General features: G+C 69.2%; 17 protein-coding genes and 2 tRNA genes. 13 read left to right on the top strand and 6 right to left on the bottom strand.

Going from position 1 to position 15,702, the window contains the following annotated elements:
* Positions 1 to 37 precede the first annotated feature (37 nt).
* Positions 38 to 1,732, bottom strand: coding sequence for a dihydroxy-acid dehydratase (ilvD, locus tag ENE75_RS17390; protein WP_128199597.1), 1,695 nt, complete (start codon positions 1,730 to 1,732; stop codon positions 38 to 40).
* A gap of 110 nt (positions 1,733 to 1,842) precedes the next feature.
* Between ilvD and ENE75_RS17385 the strand changes: the two genes are divergently transcribed.
* The 4 genes from ENE75_RS17385 (at position 1,843) to ENE75_RS17370 (ending at position 4,504) form a co-directional block, all read left to right on the top strand.
* On the top strand, positions 1,843 to 2,838 hold the full coding sequence (locus ENE75_RS17385) for a LysR family transcriptional regulator (protein ID WP_128199596.1): 996 nt from the start codon (positions 1,843 to 1,845) through the stop codon (positions 2,836 to 2,838).
* Positions 2,838 to 3,650: a prolipoprotein diacylglyceryl transferase gene (gene lgt, locus ENE75_RS17380; RefSeq protein ID WP_128199595.1), complete on the top strand. Its 813-nt coding sequence runs from the start codon at positions 2,838 to 2,840 to the stop codon at positions 3,648 to 3,650. Before ENE75_RS17385 ends, lgt begins: the two co-directional genes overlap by 1 nt.
* 4 nt (positions 3,651 to 3,654) lie before the next feature.
* Positions 3,655 to 4,383, top strand: a complete 729-nt coding sequence (dnaQ, locus tag ENE75_RS17375; RefSeq protein ID WP_128199594.1) for a DNA polymerase III subunit epsilon — start codon at positions 3,655 to 3,657, stop codon at positions 4,381 to 4,383.
* Between the two features lie 46 nt (positions 4,384 to 4,429).
* A tRNA-Val gene (locus ENE75_RS17370) sits at positions 4,430 to 4,504 on the top strand.
* A gap of 210 nt (positions 4,505 to 4,714) precedes the next feature.
* Here the strand turns inward: ENE75_RS17370 and ENE75_RS17365 are convergent.
* Positions 4,715 to 4,790: transfer RNA gene (locus tag ENE75_RS17365), tRNA-Ala, on the bottom strand.
* Positions 4,791 to 4,841: 51 nt separating this feature from the next.
* On the opposite strand from ENE75_RS17365, the gene ENE75_RS17360 reads away from it, so the two are divergent.
* The 5 genes from ENE75_RS17360 to ENE75_RS17340 all read left to right on the top strand — a co-directional run bounded on the left by ENE75_RS17360 (position 4,842) and on the right by ENE75_RS17340 (position 8,692).
* Positions 4,842 to 5,720: an alpha/beta hydrolase gene (locus ENE75_RS17360; RefSeq protein WP_128199593.1), complete on the top strand. Its 879-nt coding sequence runs from the start codon at positions 4,842 to 4,844 to the stop codon at positions 5,718 to 5,720.
* Between the two features lie 204 nt (positions 5,721 to 5,924).
* A complete protein-coding gene (locus ENE75_RS17355) occupies positions 5,925 to 6,347 on the top strand; it encodes a rubrerythrin family protein (RefSeq protein ID WP_128199592.1) in 423 nt (140 codons plus the stop codon).
* 84 nt (positions 6,348 to 6,431) lie between these two features.
* Entirely contained in the window at positions 6,432 to 7,772 is a 1,341-nt protein-coding gene (locus ENE75_RS17350; protein ID WP_128199591.1) for a (Fe-S)-binding protein, read from the top strand.
* A 23-nt stretch (positions 7,773 to 7,795) separates the two neighbouring features.
* Entirely contained in the window at positions 7,796 to 8,374 is a 579-nt protein-coding gene (locus ENE75_RS17345) for a DUF3501 family protein (protein WP_199232340.1), read from the top strand.
* A 117-nt stretch (positions 8,375 to 8,491) separates the two neighbouring features.
* Positions 8,492 to 8,692 (top strand): hypothetical protein, encoded by a 201-nt coding sequence (locus ENE75_RS17340; protein WP_128199590.1) that lies wholly within the window; start codon positions 8,492 to 8,494, stop codon positions 8,690 to 8,692.
* A gap of 67 nt (positions 8,693 to 8,759) precedes the next feature.
* On the opposite strand, the gene ahpF is transcribed toward ENE75_RS17340, so the two are convergent.
* The 4 genes from ahpF to rarD form a co-directional block, all read right to left on the bottom strand.
* Positions 8,760 to 10,301, bottom strand: coding sequence for an alkyl hydroperoxide reductase subunit F (gene ahpF, locus ENE75_RS17335; protein WP_128199589.1), 1,542 nt, complete (start codon positions 10,299 to 10,301; stop codon positions 8,760 to 8,762).
* Between the two features lie 139 nt (positions 10,302 to 10,440).
* Positions 10,441 to 11,004 (bottom strand): alkyl hydroperoxide reductase subunit C, encoded by a 564-nt coding sequence (ahpC, locus tag ENE75_RS17330; protein ID WP_128199588.1) that lies wholly within the window; start codon positions 11,002 to 11,004, stop codon positions 10,441 to 10,443.
* A gap of 130 nt (positions 11,005 to 11,134) precedes the next feature.
* Positions 11,135 to 11,851 carry a hypothetical protein gene (locus tag ENE75_RS17325; RefSeq protein ID WP_128199587.1) on the bottom strand — a complete coding sequence of 239 codons (717 nt, stop codon included), beginning with the start codon at positions 11,849 to 11,851 and terminating at the stop codon, positions 11,135 to 11,137.
* A 32-nt stretch (positions 11,852 to 11,883) separates the two neighbouring features.
* Positions 11,884 to 12,759 carry an EamA family transporter RarD gene (rarD, locus tag ENE75_RS17320; protein WP_128199586.1) on the bottom strand — a complete coding sequence of 292 codons (876 nt, stop codon included), beginning with the start codon at positions 12,757 to 12,759 and terminating at the stop codon, positions 11,884 to 11,886.
* A gap of 63 nt (positions 12,760 to 12,822) precedes the next feature.
* On the opposite strand from rarD, the gene ENE75_RS17315 reads away from it, so the two are divergent.
* The 4 genes from ENE75_RS17315 to ENE75_RS17300 are packed head-to-tail and all read left to right on the top strand — an operon-like array spanning position 12,823 to position 15,671.
* Complete coding sequence (locus tag ENE75_RS17315) at positions 12,823 to 13,092, top strand: MoaD/ThiS family protein (protein ID WP_128199585.1); 270 nt, start codon at positions 12,823 to 12,825, stop codon at positions 13,090 to 13,092.
* Between the two features lie 2 nt (positions 13,093 to 13,094).
* Positions 13,095 to 14,168, top strand: a complete 1,074-nt coding sequence (locus ENE75_RS17310; RefSeq protein ID WP_128199584.1) for a WD40/YVTN/BNR-like repeat-containing protein — start codon at positions 13,095 to 13,097, stop codon at positions 14,166 to 14,168.
* 11 nt (positions 14,169 to 14,179) lie between these two features.
* The gene (corA, locus tag ENE75_RS17305; RefSeq protein WP_128199583.1) at positions 14,180 to 15,157 is read left to right on the top strand and encodes a magnesium/cobalt transporter CorA; all 978 of its coding nucleotides are present in this window, start codon (positions 14,180 to 14,182) and stop codon (positions 15,155 to 15,157) included.
* Positions 15,158 to 15,185: 28 nt separating this feature from the next.
* The gene (locus tag ENE75_RS17300; protein WP_128199582.1) at positions 15,186 to 15,671 is read left to right on the top strand and encodes a DUF2269 family protein; all 486 of its coding nucleotides are present in this window, start codon (positions 15,186 to 15,188) and stop codon (positions 15,669 to 15,671) included.
* The last annotated feature ends 31 nt before the right edge of the window (positions 15,672 to 15,702 follow it).

Raw genomic sequence — 15,702 nt, 5'->3', positions numbered from 1 at the left:
ACGCCGGCGGGCCGGCATTGCCCGCCCCCGGTGGCAGTCAGAAGTCCGTCGGTTCGTAGCGGTCGAGCACCGCGCCCACGCTGGCGCTGGCGGCATTGCGCGCGAACTTGCCCAGCACGCCACGCGTGTAGCGCGGGGTCGGGCGCTGCCAGGCGGACCGCCGGCGGGCGATCTCCTCGTCGGCCACGTTCAGCTGCAGCATCAGCTGGTGCGCGTCGATGGTGATCGAATCACCTTCCTGCACCAGCGCGATCAGGCCGCCTTCGTAGGCCTCGGGCGCCACGTGGCCCACGACCATGCCCCAGGTGCCGCCGCTGAAGCGGCCGTCGGTGATCAGGCCCACGCTCTCGCCCAGGCCCTGGCCGATCAGCGCGCCGGTGGGCGCCAGCATCTCCGGCATGCCCGGGCCGCCCTTGGGGCCCAGATAGCGCAGCACCATCACGTCGCCGGCGCTGATCTTGCCGGCCATGATGGCGGCGAGCGCGCTCTGCTCGTCGTCGAACACGCGTGCCGGGCCGGTGATGACCGGGTTCTTCAGCCCGGTGATCTTGGCCACGCAGCCCTCGGTGGCCAGGTTGCCCTTCAGGATCGCCAGGTGGCCCTGGGCGTACATCGGGTTGGTGACCGGGCGGATCACGTCCTGGTCGGCACGCAGCGCGGGCACGTCCTTGAGGTTCTCCGCCACGGTCTTGCCGGTGATCGTCATGCAGTCGCCGTGCATCAAACCGGCGTCCAGCAGCACCTTCATCACCGCCGGGATGCCGCCGGCGCGGTGCAGGTCGATGGCCAGGTACCTGCCGCTGGGCTTGAGGTCGCAGATCACCGGCACCTTTCGGCGCACGCGCTCGAAGTCGTCGATGGTCCAGTCCACCTCGGCCGCGTGGGCGATGGCCAGGAAGTGCAGCACCGCGTTCGTGCTGCCGCCGGTGGCCATGATCACGGCCACCGCGTTCTCGATGGCCTGCTTGGTGACGATGTCGCGCGGCTTCAGGTCGGCCTTCACCGCCTCCACCAGCACGCGTGCCGCTTCCTGCGTGTAGCCGACGATGGGGTCCTCCACGTTGGCCATCGTCGAGCTGAAGGGCAGGCTCATGCCCAGGGCCTCGAAGGCCGAACTCATGGTGTTGGCGGTGTACATGCCGCCGCAGCTGCCGCTGCCGGGGATGGCGCGGCGCTCGATCTGGCAGAAGTCCTCCTCGCTCATCTTGCCGGCGCTGAACTGGCCCACGGCCTCGAAGACGCTGACGATGTTGAGGTCCTGGCCCTTGTAGTGGCCCGGCAGGATGGTGCCGCCGTAGACGTAGATGGCCGGCACGTTGGCGCGCAGCATGCCCATCATGCCGCCGGGCATGTTCTTGTCGCAGCCGCCGATGACGAGCACGCCGTCCATCCACTGGCCGCCGACGCAGGTCTCCACGCAGTCGGCGATGACCTCGCGGCTCACCAGGCTGTACTTCATGCCCTCGGTGCCCATGGACATGCCGTCGCTGATGGTCGGCACGCCGAAGACCTGCGGGTTGGCACCGGCGGCCTTGAGGCCATCCACGGCCGCATCGGCCAGCTTCTGCAGGCCGGAGTTGCAGGGCGTGATGGTGCTGTGGCCGTTGGCCACGCCGATCATCGGCTTGCCGAAGTCGTTCTCGGTGTAGCCCATGCCGTAGTACATGGACCGGTTGGGCGCGCGGGCGACGCCTTCGGTGATGTTCTTCGAGCGGCGGTTGAATCCGGCCATGGCGGGTCTCCTGTCTAGCGTTCGCGTTGCGGGCGTCGGGCCGGCAGTATGGTCCGCGGCCGGGCCTGTGGTCCAATCGATTGACATAAGCCCATTGATAAGCTGCACGGATGATCGAACTCCGCCCCCTGCGCCAGTTCATCGCCGTGGCCGAGGAACTTCACTTCGGCCGCGCCGCCGAGCGCCTGCACATCAGTCAGCCGGCGTTGACGCAGGCCATCCAGCAGCTCGAGCTGCGGATGGGCGCTCCACTGCTCGAGCGCAGCCAGCGTCGCGTGTCGCTCAGCCCCGCCGGGGCGGCGCTCCTGCCCGAGTTGCGCCGGCTCATCGCCGCCGCTGACGCGCTGCCTGCCCAGGCGCAGGCCGCTGCGGCAGGGCAGGCGGGCCGGCTGCGGCTGGCCTTCGTCTCCAGCATCGCCTACGGCCCGCTGCCCGGCTGGCTTCGCAGCTTCCGCGAGGCCCGGCCCGGCGTGCAACTGGCACTGAGGGAGGCGACGCTGGACGTGCAGCTCGATGCCTTCGCCGCCGACCAGATCGACGCCGGCTTCGTGCTGCACGCCGAAGGCGCCGCCCCGCCGGGCCTGGCCGCGCGCCGCGTGCTGCGCGAGCCGCTGATGCTGGCACTGCCCGAGACGCATGCGCTGGCGCGCCAGGCGCGGCCGTCGTGGGCGGCGCTGTCGGCCGAGCCGCTGGTGATCTTTCCGCGGCGCATCGCGCCGTCGCTGTACGACGCCATCCTCGGGCACTACCGGGCGCGTGGCGCCACGCCCGTGATCGGCCAGGAGGCGATCCAGATGCAGACCATCGTCAACCTGGTCTCGGCCGGTATGGGCATCGCCTGGGTGCCGGCGTCGCTGACGCAACTGCAACGGCCAGGGGTGGTGTACCGGGCACCCGCGGGTGCGGTGCTGTCGTGCGAGACCAGCCTCGTGTGGCGCGAGCCGGCGCAGCCGGCGGTGCGCAGATTCGTCGACCACGTGGCGGCGGTGTCGGACACCATGAGCATGGCGCCGGCCGCCACGCCCCAGCGGCGACAATCCGCAGCCGTCACCCCGCAACCCCTGTCCAAGCCGCGACCCGCGTCGCGCCCCAGAAAGCTCGCCTGATGCTCGTGCATCCGCAGTTCGACCCCGTGGCCATCGCGCTCGGCCCGGTCCAGATCCACTGGTACGGCCTGACCTACCTGGTGGCCTTCGGCCTGTTCCTGTTCCTGGCCGTCAAGCGTGCCCAGAAACCCTGGTTCGCGCAGGCCGGCTGGACGCGGCGCGACGTGGAGGACCTGCTGTTCTGGGGTGTGGTCGGTGTCATCGTCGGCGGGCGCCTGGGTTACGCGCTGTTCTACAAGCCGGGCCACTACCTGAGCCACCCGCTGGAGATCCTGATGGTCTGGAAGGGCGGCATGTCCTTCCATGGCGGGTTGCTGGGCGTCATCGTGGCGCTGGCCCTGTTCGCGCGCAAGCTCGACCGGCCCTTCCTGCAGGTGGCCGACCTGGTGGCGCCCTGCGTGCCAACCGGCCTGGCCAGCGGGCGCATCGGCAACTTCATCAACGGCGAGCTCTGGGGCCGCGCCGCCGACCCGTCGCTGCCCTGGGCCATGGTCTTCCCGCAGGCGAACGACGGCATCGCGCGGCACCCGTCGCAGCTCTACCAGTTTGCGCTCGAGGGCCTGCTGCTGTTTGCGCTGCTGTGGTGGTACGGCGCGAAGCCGCGCGCCACGGGGCAGGTGTCCGGTGCCTTCCTGATGGGCTACGGCGTGTTCCGCTTCATCGCGGAATGGTTCCGCGAGCCCGACAGCTTCCTGGGCCTGCTGGCGCTGGGCATGAGCATGGGCCAGTGGCTGTGCCTGCCGATGATCGCGGCCGGCGCCGCGCTGTGGTGGTGGAGCGGGCGGCGCGGCAGCCTGCCGGCGACACAATAGGCCCATGCGACAGATCTTCCTCGACACGGAAACCACGGGCCTTTCCGCCGACAACGGCGACCGCCTGGTCGAGATCGGCCTCATCGAGATGGTGGACCGGCGCCTGACCGGTGACAACCGCCACTGGTACCTGAACCCCGAGCGCAGCAGCCACCCGGACGCGTTGCGTGTGCACGGCCTGACCGACGAGTTCCTGGCCGACAAGCCGAAGTTCGCCGACATCGTGCAGGAACTGCTGGACTACGTGGCCGACGCCGAACTCGTGATCCACAACGCCAGCTTCGACCTGGGGTTCCTGGACGCGGAACTGGCCCGCCTGGACCATCCGCCGCTGGCCAGCCGCTGCGCCGGCGTGGTGGACTCCCTGCAGATGGCGCGCGAGCTCTACCCCGGCCAGCGCGCCAGCCTGGACGCGCTGTGCAAGCGGCTGGAGGTCGACAACAGTTCACGCACGCTGCACGGTGCGCTGCTGGACGCCGGGCTGCTGGCCGAGGTCTACATCCGCATGACGCGCGGGCAGGACTCGCTGGTCATCGACGCCGGCGACGACGCGCCGGGCACACTGGCGGTGGCAGCTATCGACCTGACCCAGTTCGACCTGCCGGTGCTGCGAGCCAGCGATGCCGAGTGCCAGGCGCACGAGGCCGTGCTGGCCGATCTGGACAAGGCCACCGGCGACAAGACGCTGTGGCGTCGCATCGAGCCAAGGCAGGACGCGGAAACCGTGGCATAATCTTGGGCTTACCGGAGCTCCGGTTCGCCGAAAGGCGCCAGATTCCGGGCGGTTAGCTCAGTGGTAGAGCACTGCCTTCACACGGCAGGGGTCGCAGGTTCGAACCCTGCACCGCCCACCAGAAATGCACATCAAATCAAGGGCTTGCGAGTGATCGCAAGCCCTTTGTGCTTCTGGCGCAAGCCCTTCGTGTTTCTGGCGGTTGCAGGCAGGTATTCGCCTGCCATCAGCATGCCCGCTACAGATGGATCTCCGGAGGCCCTGGCGGCATCGGCCGGGCCCAGAAACGAAAAGGGGTCGCAACCCTTCGGCGCGACCCCTTGAAAACCTGTGGTGGAGAGGAGGAGGATCGAACTCCCGACCTTCGCATTGCGAACGCGACGCTCTCCCAGCTGAGCTACCCCCCCACAGAGCCCGTGAGTGTAGCATGAAGGCGCCACACGACAAATGGAGCGCCGATGCCCTCAGTATCCCCGTCAGCCGCGCCGGACAGCGCCTGGCTCGACGCCCAGTATGACAACCGGGCCCGTGTGCCCGACTTCGCCAGCTATTTCGAGCGCTGGCGGGCGGCCTCCGCGTTGGCCCGCCAGGCGCAGGGCACGACGCTGGACCTGTGCTACGGGGATGGCGAGGGCGAGACGTTGGACCTGTTTCCACCTTCCGTGCCGGTGGACGGCCCGGCACCGGTGCTGGTGTTCATCCACGGCGGCTACTGGCGGTCGCTGTCGAAGGCGGACCACAGCTTCGTGGCGCCCGCCTTCAACGCCGCTGGCGCACTGGTGGTGGTGCCGGACTACGCCCTGGCACCGGCCGTGTCGGTGGAGCACATCACGCTGCAGATGGCGCGCGCGCTGGCCTGGGTCTGGCGGCACATCGGCGAACACGGCGGCGACCCGCGGCGCATCGCGGTGGTCGGCCACTCGGCCGGCGGGCACGCGGCGGCCATGATGCTCAGTTGCCGCTGGCCCCAGCTGGCGCCCGACCTGCCAGCCAGCCTGTGCACACGGGCGATGGCCATCTCCGGCCTGTTCGACCTCGAGCCGCTGCGCCACACCTCGATCCTGCAGCCCGACCTGCAGCTCACCCGCGCCTCGGTGGCCCGGCTCAGCCCCGCCTTCTTCCCACGGCCCAAGGGCCGGCTATACGCCGTCGTCGGCGGCGACGAGAGCGACGAGTTCCTGCGCCAGAACGGCCTCATCCGCGATGTCTGGGGCCCGACCAGCGTGCCGGTGTGCGAGACGCTGCCGCGCACCAACCACTTCAGCGTCCTGCACAACCTGGTGGACCCGGCCGGGCGCCTGCACGACCTGGCGCTGCGGCTGCTCGATCTGCGCTGAGCCAGGCAATGGCGGGTCGATTTCCAGGGTTAACCCCAGCACGGATTGAGAATCCTTTTCATCAATTGATCTGATCGAGGAGATTGGTCTGATCTATCGCCCGCATTGATGCATTGCATTGGAGCTTGGGCCGCCGGGTTGGTAAGGTCCGTGGTGATCGGTGCAGCACCGCACCGGTTGAACGAATGACTCAAGGAGCATCACATGCAACTCAAGGGTTCGAAGACCGAGCAGAACCTGAAGGACGCCTTCGCGGGCGAGTCCCAGGCCAACCGCCGTTACCTTTACTTCGCGAACAAGGCCGACGTGGAAGGCCAGAACGACGTCGCGGCGCTGTTCCGTTCGACCGCTGAAGGCGAGACCGGCCACGCCCACGGCCACCTGGAGTTCCTGGAGAACGGTTCCGGCGACCCGGCCACCGGCCTGCCCATCGGCAACAGCCGCCAGAACCTGATGGCCGCCGTGGCCGGCGAAACGCACGAGTACACCGACATGTACCCGGGCATGGCCAAGACGGCGCGCGACGAAGGTTTCGACGAGATCGCCGACTGGTTCGAGACGCTGGCCAAGGCCGAGCGTTCGCACGCCAACCGCTACCAGAAAGCACTGGACGCGCTGGTCGACTGACCATCGTCCGCGATGACGTGCAAGGGGCTTCGTGCCCCTTGTTCGTTTCCGCTCACCGGCAAGCACACCACAAGGCGAACAAGCATGCGTGAAGGCAACCTCGAAGCCCCGACCCGGCACCCGCTGGACTGGAAGAGCGCCGACTTCTGGCACGAAGCCTCCCTGATGACGGAGATGGAGCGCGTCTTCGACATCTGCCACGGCTGCCGCCGTTGCGTGAGCCTGTGCCAGAGCTTCCCCAACCTGTTCGACCTGGTCGACGAGACCGACGACGGCGAGGTGCACGGCGTCAAGAAGCAGGACTACTGGAAGGTCGTCGACCAGTGCTACCTGTGCGACCTGTGCTACATGACCAAGTGCCCGTACACGCCGCCGCATGCGTGGAACCTGGACTTCCCGCACCTGATGCTGCGCGCCAAGGCGCAGAAGTTCAAACGCGGCGAAGTGAAGGCCGGCGAGAAGTTCCTGGCCAGCACGGACACGCACGGCAGCTTCGCCGGCATCCCCATCGTCGTGCAGGTGGTCAACGCCATCAACAAGACCACGTTCGCCCGCAAGCAGATGGACAAGCACCTGGGCGTGCACCCGGACGCCTGGATGCCCGAACTGGCCACGCAGCGTTTCCGCTGGGGCGCGCAGAAGTCGCCGTCCAACGTGGTCACCAACGGCGAGCGCACGCCGGGCAAGGTGGCCATCTTCTCCACCTGCTACGTCAACTACAACGAGCCCGGCATCGGCCATGATCTGCTGAAGATCCTGGCGCACAACGACATCCCCTACGTCATCGTCGACAAGGAGAGCTGCTGCGGCATGCCCAAGCTCGAGCTGGGCGACCTGGACGCGGTGGCCGAACACAAGGCGGCCAACATGCCGGTGCTGGCGAAGTACGCGAAGGAGGGCTACGCCATCCTCAGCGCCGTGCCCAGCTGCACGCTGATGTTCAAGCAGGAGCTGCCGCTCATGTTCCCCGACTGCGCCGAGACGCAGGCGGTGAAGGCGGCGATGTTCGACCCCTTCGAGTACCTGGTGGCGCGCCACAAGGACGGCCTGCTCAAGACCGACTTCAAGAGCGCGCTGGGCAAGGTCAGCTACCACATCCCCTGCCACGGCCGGGTGCAGAACATCGGCCGCAAGACCGAGGACATGTTCAAGCTCATCGGCCAGACGGTGCAGGTGCAGCTCAACACCGTGGAGCGCTGCTCCGGCCACGCCGGCACCTACGGCGTGAAGACCCCCACGCACCCGGTGGCGATGAAGATCGGCAAGCCGGTCTTCCGCGCCATGGCCAAGGACGAGCCGGACGTCATCAGCAGCGACTGCGCGCTGGCCGGCCACCACATCGCCCAGGGCATGGCCCAGGCCGGCACGCCGGCCAAGGCACTGGCCCACCCGTTGACCCTCGTGCGGCAGGCCTACGGCCTGTGATTTCGACCCCAGGACCCATCGACATGACCATCACCCGCGACAGCCTCCTGACGCTGGAGGCCTACTCGAAGATCCGCAAGAGCAGCAAGCCCGAGGCCATCGCGCACCGCAAGCGGCGCAGCGTGGCGCTGGGCGAGCACATGACGCTGCAGTTCGAGGACGAGCAGACCATCCGCCGGCAGATCCAGGAGATGCTGCACATCGAGAAGATCTTCGACGAGGAGGGCATCCAGTCGGAGATCGAGGCCTACGCCCCGCTGGTGCCCGACGGCAGCAACTGGAAGGCCACGATGCTCATCGAGTACCCCGACCCGCACGAGCGCAAGCGCGAGCTGGCGCGGCTGATCGGCGTCGAGGACCGCATGTTCGTCGAGGTCGAGGGTCATGGCCGCGTCTACGCCATCGCCGACGAGGACCTGGACCGCGAGAACGACGAGAAGACCTCGTCGGTGCACTTCGTGCGCTTCGAGTTCACCGCGCCGATGAAGCAGGCCATCCGCGCCGGGGCGGTGGTGAAGCTGGGCTGCGACCACACCAACTATCCGGCGCACGTCGTCATTGCGCCGGAGACGCTGGCCAGCCTGGCGGGCGACCTGCGCTGAGAACAGCGGCACCGGCGTCGCCGATGGCGAGCCGGTGCCCGCATGCCCGGCGGCGATGTCGGGTGATCCGGCCTGCCAAGACAGGCGTCAGCCCGCTTCGCCACAATGCACTGCAGCATGAGCAAGCAGCCTCCTCGTCCTGCCATCGCCACCGCAGAACGTCGGTCCGGCGAGGACCGCCGCCGCCGCGACGGTGCCAATCCCAAGGGCGCCGAGCGCCGGCGCAGCATCGAGCCGCGCGGGCCGGAGGTCAGCGAGGTGGCACTGCCGCCAGAGGAGTGGCAGCGGCTCTACGGCAAGAAGCCCCCGACGCGCTGAGCACGGCGGGGGCTTGTTCGGAACATCACGCCGGCGGGCCTGCAGGCCTGTCGGTGTACGCGTCCGGTCAGTGCCGGATCAGGTGGTCGAACGCGCTGAGCGCGGCCTTCGCCCCTTCACCGGCGGCGATCACGATCTGCTTGTACGGCACCGTCGTCGCATCGCCGGCGGCAAAGATGCCCGGCACGCTGGTGGCGCAGCGCTCGTCGATCATGATTTCGCCGTAGCGGCTCAGCTCCACCGTGCCCTTCAGGAACTCGGTGTTGGGCACGAGGCCGATCTGCACGAACACGCCCGACAGCGCCACGCGGTGGCTCTCGCCGCTGGCGCGGTCGGTGTAGACCAGGCCGTTCACCTTCTGCCCGTCGCCGGTGATCTCGGTGGTCTGGGCGTTCACGTGGATGGTCACGTTGGGCAGGCTCTGCAGCTTCTTGACCAGCACGGCGTCCGCCTTGAGCTGGTCGGCGAATTCGATCAGGGTCACGTGATGCACCACGCCGGCCAGGTCGATGGCCGCCTCGACGCCGGAGTTGCCGCCGCCGATCACCGCCACGTCCTTGCCCTTGAACAACGGGCCGTCGCAGTGCGGGCAGTAGGCCACGCCCTTGTTGGCGTACTCGGCCTCGCCGGGCACGTTCACCTTGCGCCAGCGCGCGCCGGTGGCCACGATCAGGCTCTTCGCACGCAGCGTGGCGCCGTTCTCCAGCTTCACCGCGATCGTGTTGCCGGGCTCCACCGCAGCCACGCGCTGGTGCGGCATCACGTCCACGTCCACCGAGCGCACCTGGGCTTCGAGCGCAGCGGCGAACTTCGGCCCCTGCGTCTCCAGCACCGAGGGGTAGTTCTCGATGCCCATGGTGTCCATGGTCTGCCCGCCCAGGCGCTCGGCCAGGAGGCCGGTGCGGATGCCCTTGCGCGCGGCATACACCGCTGCCGCGGCGCCGGCCGGACCGCCGCCGACGACCAGCACGTCGAAGGCGTCCTTGGCGTCTAGTGCCTTGGCCTCGCGGGCGGCGGCGCCGGTGTCCACCTTGGCCAGGATCTCCGGCAGCTCCATGCGGCCGGAGCCGAAGGGCTGGCCGTTGAGGAAGATGGCGGGCACGGCCATGATCTGGCGCTGCTCCACCTCGTCCTGGAACAGGCCGCCATCGATGGCCACGTGGCGCACGCGCGGGTTCAGCACCGCCATCAGGTTCAGCGCCTGCACCACGTCCGGGCAGTTGTGGCAGGTCAGGCTCATCCAGGTCTCGAAGACGAACTCGCCTTCCAGGGCCTGGATCTGCTCGATCACGGCCTGCTCCACCTTCGGCGGGTGGCCGCCGGCCTGCAGCAGCGCCAGCACCAGCGAGGTGAACTCGTGGCCCATCGGAATCGCGGCGAACTCCACGCCCATGTCCGCGCCGACGCGGCTGATGCGGAACGACGGGCGGCGTGCGGCGTTGCCGTCGAAGCGCGCGGTGACCTTGTCCGACAGCGCGGCGATTTCGGACAGCAGCTCGCGCATCTGCTGCGCCTCTTCGCGGTCGTCCAGCGTGGCGACCAGTTCGATCGGCTGGGTGATGCGTTCGAGGTAGGCGGCGAGCTGGCCCTTGATGGCGTCGTCGAGCATGGCGTTCTCCTGGAAGTTGAGGGACGAGCAAGGCCCGACCCGGTCGCCAGCGCCCGATGGCGGGGTGCGCTGGCGACTGGACCTGGCGGTTCAGTCGAGAGGGGGGAGGAGGGCGGCGCCCTCCTCGCAGGGTGAGGGCTTAGATCTTGCCCACGAGGTCCAGCGACGGGGTCAGCGTCTTGGCACCGTCGTTCCACTTGGCCGGGCAGACCTGGCCGGGGTTCTTGGCGACGTACTGCGCGGCCTTGAGCTTGCGCAGGGTTTCCTTCATGTCGCGGGCGATGCTGTTGTCGTGCACTTCGGCGGTCTTGACCACGCCTTCGGGGTTGATCACGAAGGTGCCGCGCAGCGCCAGGCCTTCTTCCTCGATGTGCACGCCGAACATGCGGGTCAGCGTGTGCGTCGGGTCGCCCACCAGCGGGAACTTGGCCTTGCCGACGGCCGGCGAGGTCTCGTGCCACACCTTGTGCGAGAAGTGCGTGTCGGTGGTGACGATGTAGACCTCGGCGCCCAGCTTCTGGAACTCGGCGTAGCTGTCGGCCGCGTCCTCGACTTCCGTCGGGCAGTTGAAGGTGAAGGCGGCGGGCATGAAGACCAGCACCGACCATTGGCCCTTCAGGCTCTCGTCGCTGACTTCCACGAACTTGCCGTTGTGGAAAGCCTGGGTCTTGAACGGCTGGACGGTGGTGTTGATGATGGACATTCGCTAGCTCCTGGTGAGGTTGAGGGATCAGGGAAAACTCGAATGACCGTTACTTTAGGTGCGCCGCAGCATTTGTGGAATTGATTGAGCCAATACCCTTCATCGAGATGATCAATGATCGGCCTGCCGCTCAGCCGAACTTGAGGAACAGCTGGCTGTACGGCTTCTTCAGCTGACCCAGTGCGACCCGTGCCGCCGCCGCGTCGCCGGCCGTTACCGCCGTCAGCAGCGCGTGCACAGACGCCTGCACGGCCTGCAGGCCGGACTGGAATGCCGGATCCTCACGCCAGGTGGGCGGAGCCTCGTCGGCCAGCCGGCGCGCCAGGTAGGCCAGGGCGCCGGTGGCGGCGGTCAGGTCGGGCAGATCGCCGGGCCGGGCCAGCCAGGCCGGTGCACGCTGCAGCACCAGCTCCATCTGCGCGTGGTAGGCGTTCATCGCGTCGCTGAACACGACGATGTTGTTGCGCCTGCGCAGGTCGGCCAGCAGGTCGCGGATGGCCTCCAGCGTGTCGTGCGCCTCTGCCAGCCCGCCGCCGGCCACCTGCCGGACGGCACGCACGTACACCGCGTCCACCTCGGCCAGCGTGGCGGCGAAGCCGGGGTCCCGGTCGTAGGGTGCCGGCGCGGCCGCGGCAAAGCGCTCGCGCACCGCGGTCCAGGCCTGGCGCGCCTGGGCCACGGCCTGGGCCGACGCGGCCTGGTCGCCACTGTTGGTGCGGAACAGGGCGGCGCGGTAGGGCGCATAGGCCTGCTGCATCGCGTCGGTGAAGGCATCGGCGGCCTGGGCGGTGGAGAGGGACAGCGCCAGCACGGCGGCGCCGCAGAGTCGGGCCAGCAAAGCGGTCATGAGGGAACTCCTTCAATACCCGTGACGGTACATCAGCCCTGCTGCTGCCGCCAGGCGCGGATGGACTCGGCGCTGTACAGCGCCAGTGCCAGCCAGATCAGGACGAAGCCGGTGGCGCGTTCGGCGCTGAAGGGCTCGCCATAGACGAAGACGCCGATCAGGAACTGCAGCGTCGGCCCCAGGTACTGCAGCAGGCCCAGCGTGGCCAGTTTCAGCTGGCGGGCCCCGGCGGCGAACAGCAGCAGCGGGATCGCGGTGAACGGCCCGGCCAGCAGCAGCCAGGCCAGGGTGGGCGTGTCGTGCCCCGCCAGACCGCCGCTGCCCTGCCAGGTCCACCAGGCGATCAGGCCCAGCGCCAGCGGGCCCTGCATCAGCGTTTCCAGCGCCAGGCCCTCGGCCGCGCCCAGCGGCGCGGTCTTGCGCATCAGCCCGTAGAGGCCGAAGGTGCCCGCCAGCACCAGCGCCACCCAGGGCCACTCGCCCGCACCCACGATCAGCCACAGCACCCCGGCGGCGGCGATGGCCACCGCGGCCCACTGGCGCGGCCGCGGGCGTTCGTGCAGCACCAGCACGCCCAGCAGCACGTTGACCAGCGGGTTGATGAAGTAGCCCAGGCTGGCGTCCAGGATGCGCCCGGCGCTGACCGCCCAGACGTAGAGGCCCCAGTTCATCGCCAGCAGAAAGGCGGAGAGGGCGAAGACCTTGAGCACGTGGCGATCGGTCAGCGCCGCCTTCAGCCATGCCGTGCGCCGCCACCAGGCCAGCAGCGCGAACACGAACACCAGTGACCAGGCCGACCGGTGCGCCACCACCTCGGCCGCGCTGACGTGGGCCACCTGCTTGATGTACAGCGGGAACAGCCCCCACAGGATGTAGGCGAGGGCGGCGGCGATCAGACCTTGGGGCATGGGGGCGACGGCAGGCGAACCGCGCATTGTCAAGCCAATGCCGGGCGGCCATCATCGGCGGACATGGTCGAGGTCCGCTTCACGCCGCAGCTGCGCAGGTTCACCGTCACGCCGGAGGTGGCGTGCGAGGCCGCCACGCTGCGCCAGGCGCTGGAGGCGGCCTTCGCGGCCAATCCGCGGCTGCGCGGCTACGTGCTCGACGACCAGGGCCACGTGCGGCCCAACGTGGCGATCTTCGTCGACGGGCGGCGCTGCGCCGATGCCGTCGCGCAGACCGATGTGCTTCAACCCGACAGCCGCATCTACGTGATGCAGGCGCTTTCCGGAGGCTGAGAATGTCCGCAGACCGTGCCTGGGTGGCCACCCGCAAGGGCCTGATCGAACTGCGTCATCATGGGGGCGGCTGGCAGGTCCAGGGCCACCAGTTCCTGGGCGAGCCGGTGAGCGCCGTGCTGCCGCCGGACGGCCGTGGGCGCATGCTGGCGGCGTTGAACCTGGGCCACTTCGGCTGCAAGGTGCACCGCTCCGAAGACGCTGGCGCCACCTGGGCCGAGGTGGCCACGCCCACCTACCCGGCGCAGCCGGCCGACGCCACCGGCCCGGCCTGGAAGCTGGTGCTGATCTGGACGCTGGCGCGGGCCGGCGGTGCCGCCTGGGCCGGCACGCTGCCCGGCGGCCTGTTCCGCAGCGACGACGACGGCACCAGCTGGCAGCTGGTGCGCGGCCTGTGGGACCGGCCCGAGCGCCTGGAGTGGATGGGCGGCGGCTACGACGTTCCCGGGATCCATTCGATCTGCCCGCACCCCAGCAAGGCCGGTGAACTGCTGGTGGCCGTCAGCTGCGGCGGAGCCTGGCGCAGCACCGACGGGGGCGAGACCTGGGCCAGCCGGGCCCAGGGCATGCGCGCCGATTTCATGCCGCCCGAGCGCGCCGAGGACCCGAACATCCAGGACGCGCACTGCGTCGTGCGCTGCGCCGCCGCGCCCGACGTGCTGTGGTGCCAGCACCATGGCGGTATCTGGCGCAGCTCCGACAACGGCGGGTCGTGGCATTCGCTGCAGGCGCCGGTGTCGAGTTTCGGCTTTCCGGTGGCCGTGCACCCGCGGGATCCGGACACCGCCTGGTTCGTGCCCGCCATCGCCGACCAGTGCCGCGTGCCGGTGGACGGCGCCCTGGTGGTCAACCGCACGCGCGACGGCGGCCGCAGCTGGCAGACGCTGCGCGAGGGCCTGCCGCAGCGCCACGCCTACGACCTGGTGTACCGCCACGCGCTGGACGTGTCGGACGACGGGCAACGCCTGATGATGGGCAGCACCACCGGCGGCCTGTGGGCCAGCGACGATGGCGGCGACCACTGGCAGACCGTGTCGCTGAACCTGCCGATGGTGCACGCCGTGCGCTTCGGCTGACGGGAGCCTGGATGATCCGTGCGCTGTGGTGCCACCCGGACAGCGGCCGCGTCCAGGTCGGCGACGAGTCCCTGATCGACGCCTGGCGTGCCGCGCCGGGCACCCGGCTGTGGCTGGACCTGGCGGACGTCGAGCCCGAGCCAGAGCGGCACCTGCTGACCGGCCGTTTCGGCCTGCACCCGCTGGCCGTGTCCGACGCGCAGCACCCGCGCCACCCGCCCAAGCTCGAGGGCTTCGCCGACCACGCCTTCCTGCTGCTCAAGGGCATCGGGCCGACGCAGGAGCGCTTCGACTTCGCGACCATCCAGATCGCGATCTTCATCGGCACGGACTTCCTCGTGACCCGCCATTCGGCGCCGTCGACCAGCGTCGACCGCCTGTGGCAGGAACTGCAGGCCGACCCGGCCGCGCTGGTGCACGGGCCCGATGCGGCGGCGCTGCGCCTGGCGCGCATCTCCATCGACCACTACACCCGTCGCCTGCTGGTGCTGGAGCCCTGGCTGGAGGACCTGGAGGAACAGATCGTCGAGCACCCGCGCGACGAGATGCTGGCCGAGCTGACGCGCACCCGCACCGACCTGCGCCGCTTCCGCCGCGTGCTGCGCTACCACGTGCAGATCTTCGAGGACCTGCTGGACGACGACGAGCGCCCGCCGCAGATCACGGCTGCGCGCCGGCACGAGATCAACGACGTCTACGAGCACCAGGAGCGCGCCGCCAGCCTGGCCACGCTGTACTACGAGGTGGCGACGGACCTGATCGACGGCACGATCTCGCTGGCCTCGCACCGGCTGAACAACATCATGAAGGTGCTGACCATCGTCACCGCGATCTTCGTGCCGCTGAGCTTCCTGGCCGGCATCTACGGCATGAACTTCGAGCAGATGCCGGAGCTGAAAACGCGCTACGGCTACTTCATCCTGCTGGGCGTCATGGCCACGCTGGCGACCGCGCTGCTGGTGATCTTCCGGCGCAAGCGGTGGATCTAGCGCCTCGGTGCGGCGGCCGGGCGAACGCATGAACCGCCGGCGCTGGTTTCGGGTCGGCATCAAGGTGATGCACGAGGTCGGGGCCATCGGCTTCGGCGGCGCGCTGCTGGCCTGCCTGCTCATCAACCAGACGGCCGATCGCGCGTCGGCCGCCGAGTTCCTCGCGGCGCGGCAGGTCTTTGCGGCCATCGCGCAGTACGTCTTGATCCCGTCGATGGGACTCGTCGTCGTGAGTGGCCTGGTCGCGATGGCGGCCACCCAGGCCTACGCGAACGCCGGGTGGGTCTGGCTCAAGGCGCTGCTCGGGCTGAGCGTGTTCGAAGCCACGCTGCTGGTCGTCGGCGCCAGCACGAGGCAGGCCGAAATGGCCGCTGCCGTGCAGACCGCCAACGCGGACCTGATCGCGTCGCTGCTGCGGTCCGAGCGCATCACGCTCTGGCTGCTGGTCGTCATCTGCGTCGTCAACGTGGTGTTGGCGGTGTGGCGGCCCCGGTCGAAGGACAGGCGACGCTGAGGCCGCACGGCCCGCGCGCCGGCCCTGGAGC

Origin of the sequence: Rubrivivax albus (assembly GCF_004016515.1) — a bacterium.
Taxonomy (GTDB): Bacteria; Pseudomonadota; Gammaproteobacteria; order Burkholderiales; family Burkholderiaceae_C; genus Rubrivivax; species Rubrivivax albus.
Note: the sequence above shows the minus strand (reverse complement) of the source record. Positions and strands in the feature narration are given on the sequence as shown.

Bases quoted from the DNA above. Each gene is read 5' to 3' on its own strand.
- ilvD (WP_128199597.1), bottom strand. From the start codon at position 1,732: ATGGCCGGATTCAACCGCCGCTCGAAGAACATCACCGAAGGCGTCGCC.
- ENE75_RS17385 (WP_128199596.1), top strand. From the start codon at position 1,843: ATGATCGAACTCCGCCCCCTGCGCCAGTTCATCGCCGTGGCCGAGGAA.
- lgt (WP_128199595.1), top strand. From the start codon at position 2,838: ATGCTCGTGCATCCGCAGTTCGACCCCGTGGCCATCGCGCTCGGCCCG.
- dnaQ (WP_128199594.1), top strand. From the start codon at position 3,655: ATGCGACAGATCTTCCTCGACACGGAAACCACGGGCCTTTCCGCCGAC.
- ENE75_RS17360 (WP_128199593.1), top strand. From the start codon at position 4,842: ATGCCCTCAGTATCCCCGTCAGCCGCGCCGGACAGCGCCTGGCTCGAC.
- ENE75_RS17355 (WP_128199592.1), top strand. From the start codon at position 5,925: ATGCAACTCAAGGGTTCGAAGACCGAGCAGAACCTGAAGGACGCCTTC.
- ENE75_RS17350 (WP_128199591.1), top strand. From the start codon at position 6,432: ATGCGTGAAGGCAACCTCGAAGCCCCGACCCGGCACCCGCTGGACTGG.
- ENE75_RS17345 (WP_199232340.1), top strand. From the start codon at position 7,796: ATGACCATCACCCGCGACAGCCTCCTGACGCTGGAGGCCTACTCGAAG.
- ENE75_RS17340 (WP_128199590.1), top strand. From the start codon at position 8,492: ATGAGCAAGCAGCCTCCTCGTCCTGCCATCGCCACCGCAGAACGTCGG.
- ahpF (WP_128199589.1), bottom strand. From the start codon at position 10,301: ATGCTCGACGACGCCATCAAGGGCCAGCTCGCCGCCTACCTCGAACGC.
- ahpC (WP_128199588.1), bottom strand. From the start codon at position 11,004: ATGTCCATCATCAACACCACCGTCCAGCCGTTCAAGACCCAGGCTTTC.
- ENE75_RS17325 (WP_128199587.1), bottom strand. From the start codon at position 11,851: ATGACCGCTTTGCTGGCCCGACTCTGCGGCGCCGCCGTGCTGGCGCTG.
- rarD (WP_128199586.1), bottom strand. From the start codon at position 12,759: ATGCCCCAAGGTCTGATCGCCGCCGCCCTCGCCTACATCCTGTGGGGG.
- ENE75_RS17315 (WP_128199585.1), top strand. From the start codon at position 12,823: ATGGTCGAGGTCCGCTTCACGCCGCAGCTGCGCAGGTTCACCGTCACG.
- ENE75_RS17310 (WP_128199584.1), top strand. From the start codon at position 13,095: ATGTCCGCAGACCGTGCCTGGGTGGCCACCCGCAAGGGCCTGATCGAA.
- corA (WP_128199583.1), top strand. From the start codon at position 14,180: ATGATCCGTGCGCTGTGGTGCCACCCGGACAGCGGCCGCGTCCAGGTC.
- ENE75_RS17300 (WP_128199582.1), top strand. From the start codon at position 15,186: ATGAACCGCCGGCGCTGGTTTCGGGTCGGCATCAAGGTGATGCACGAG.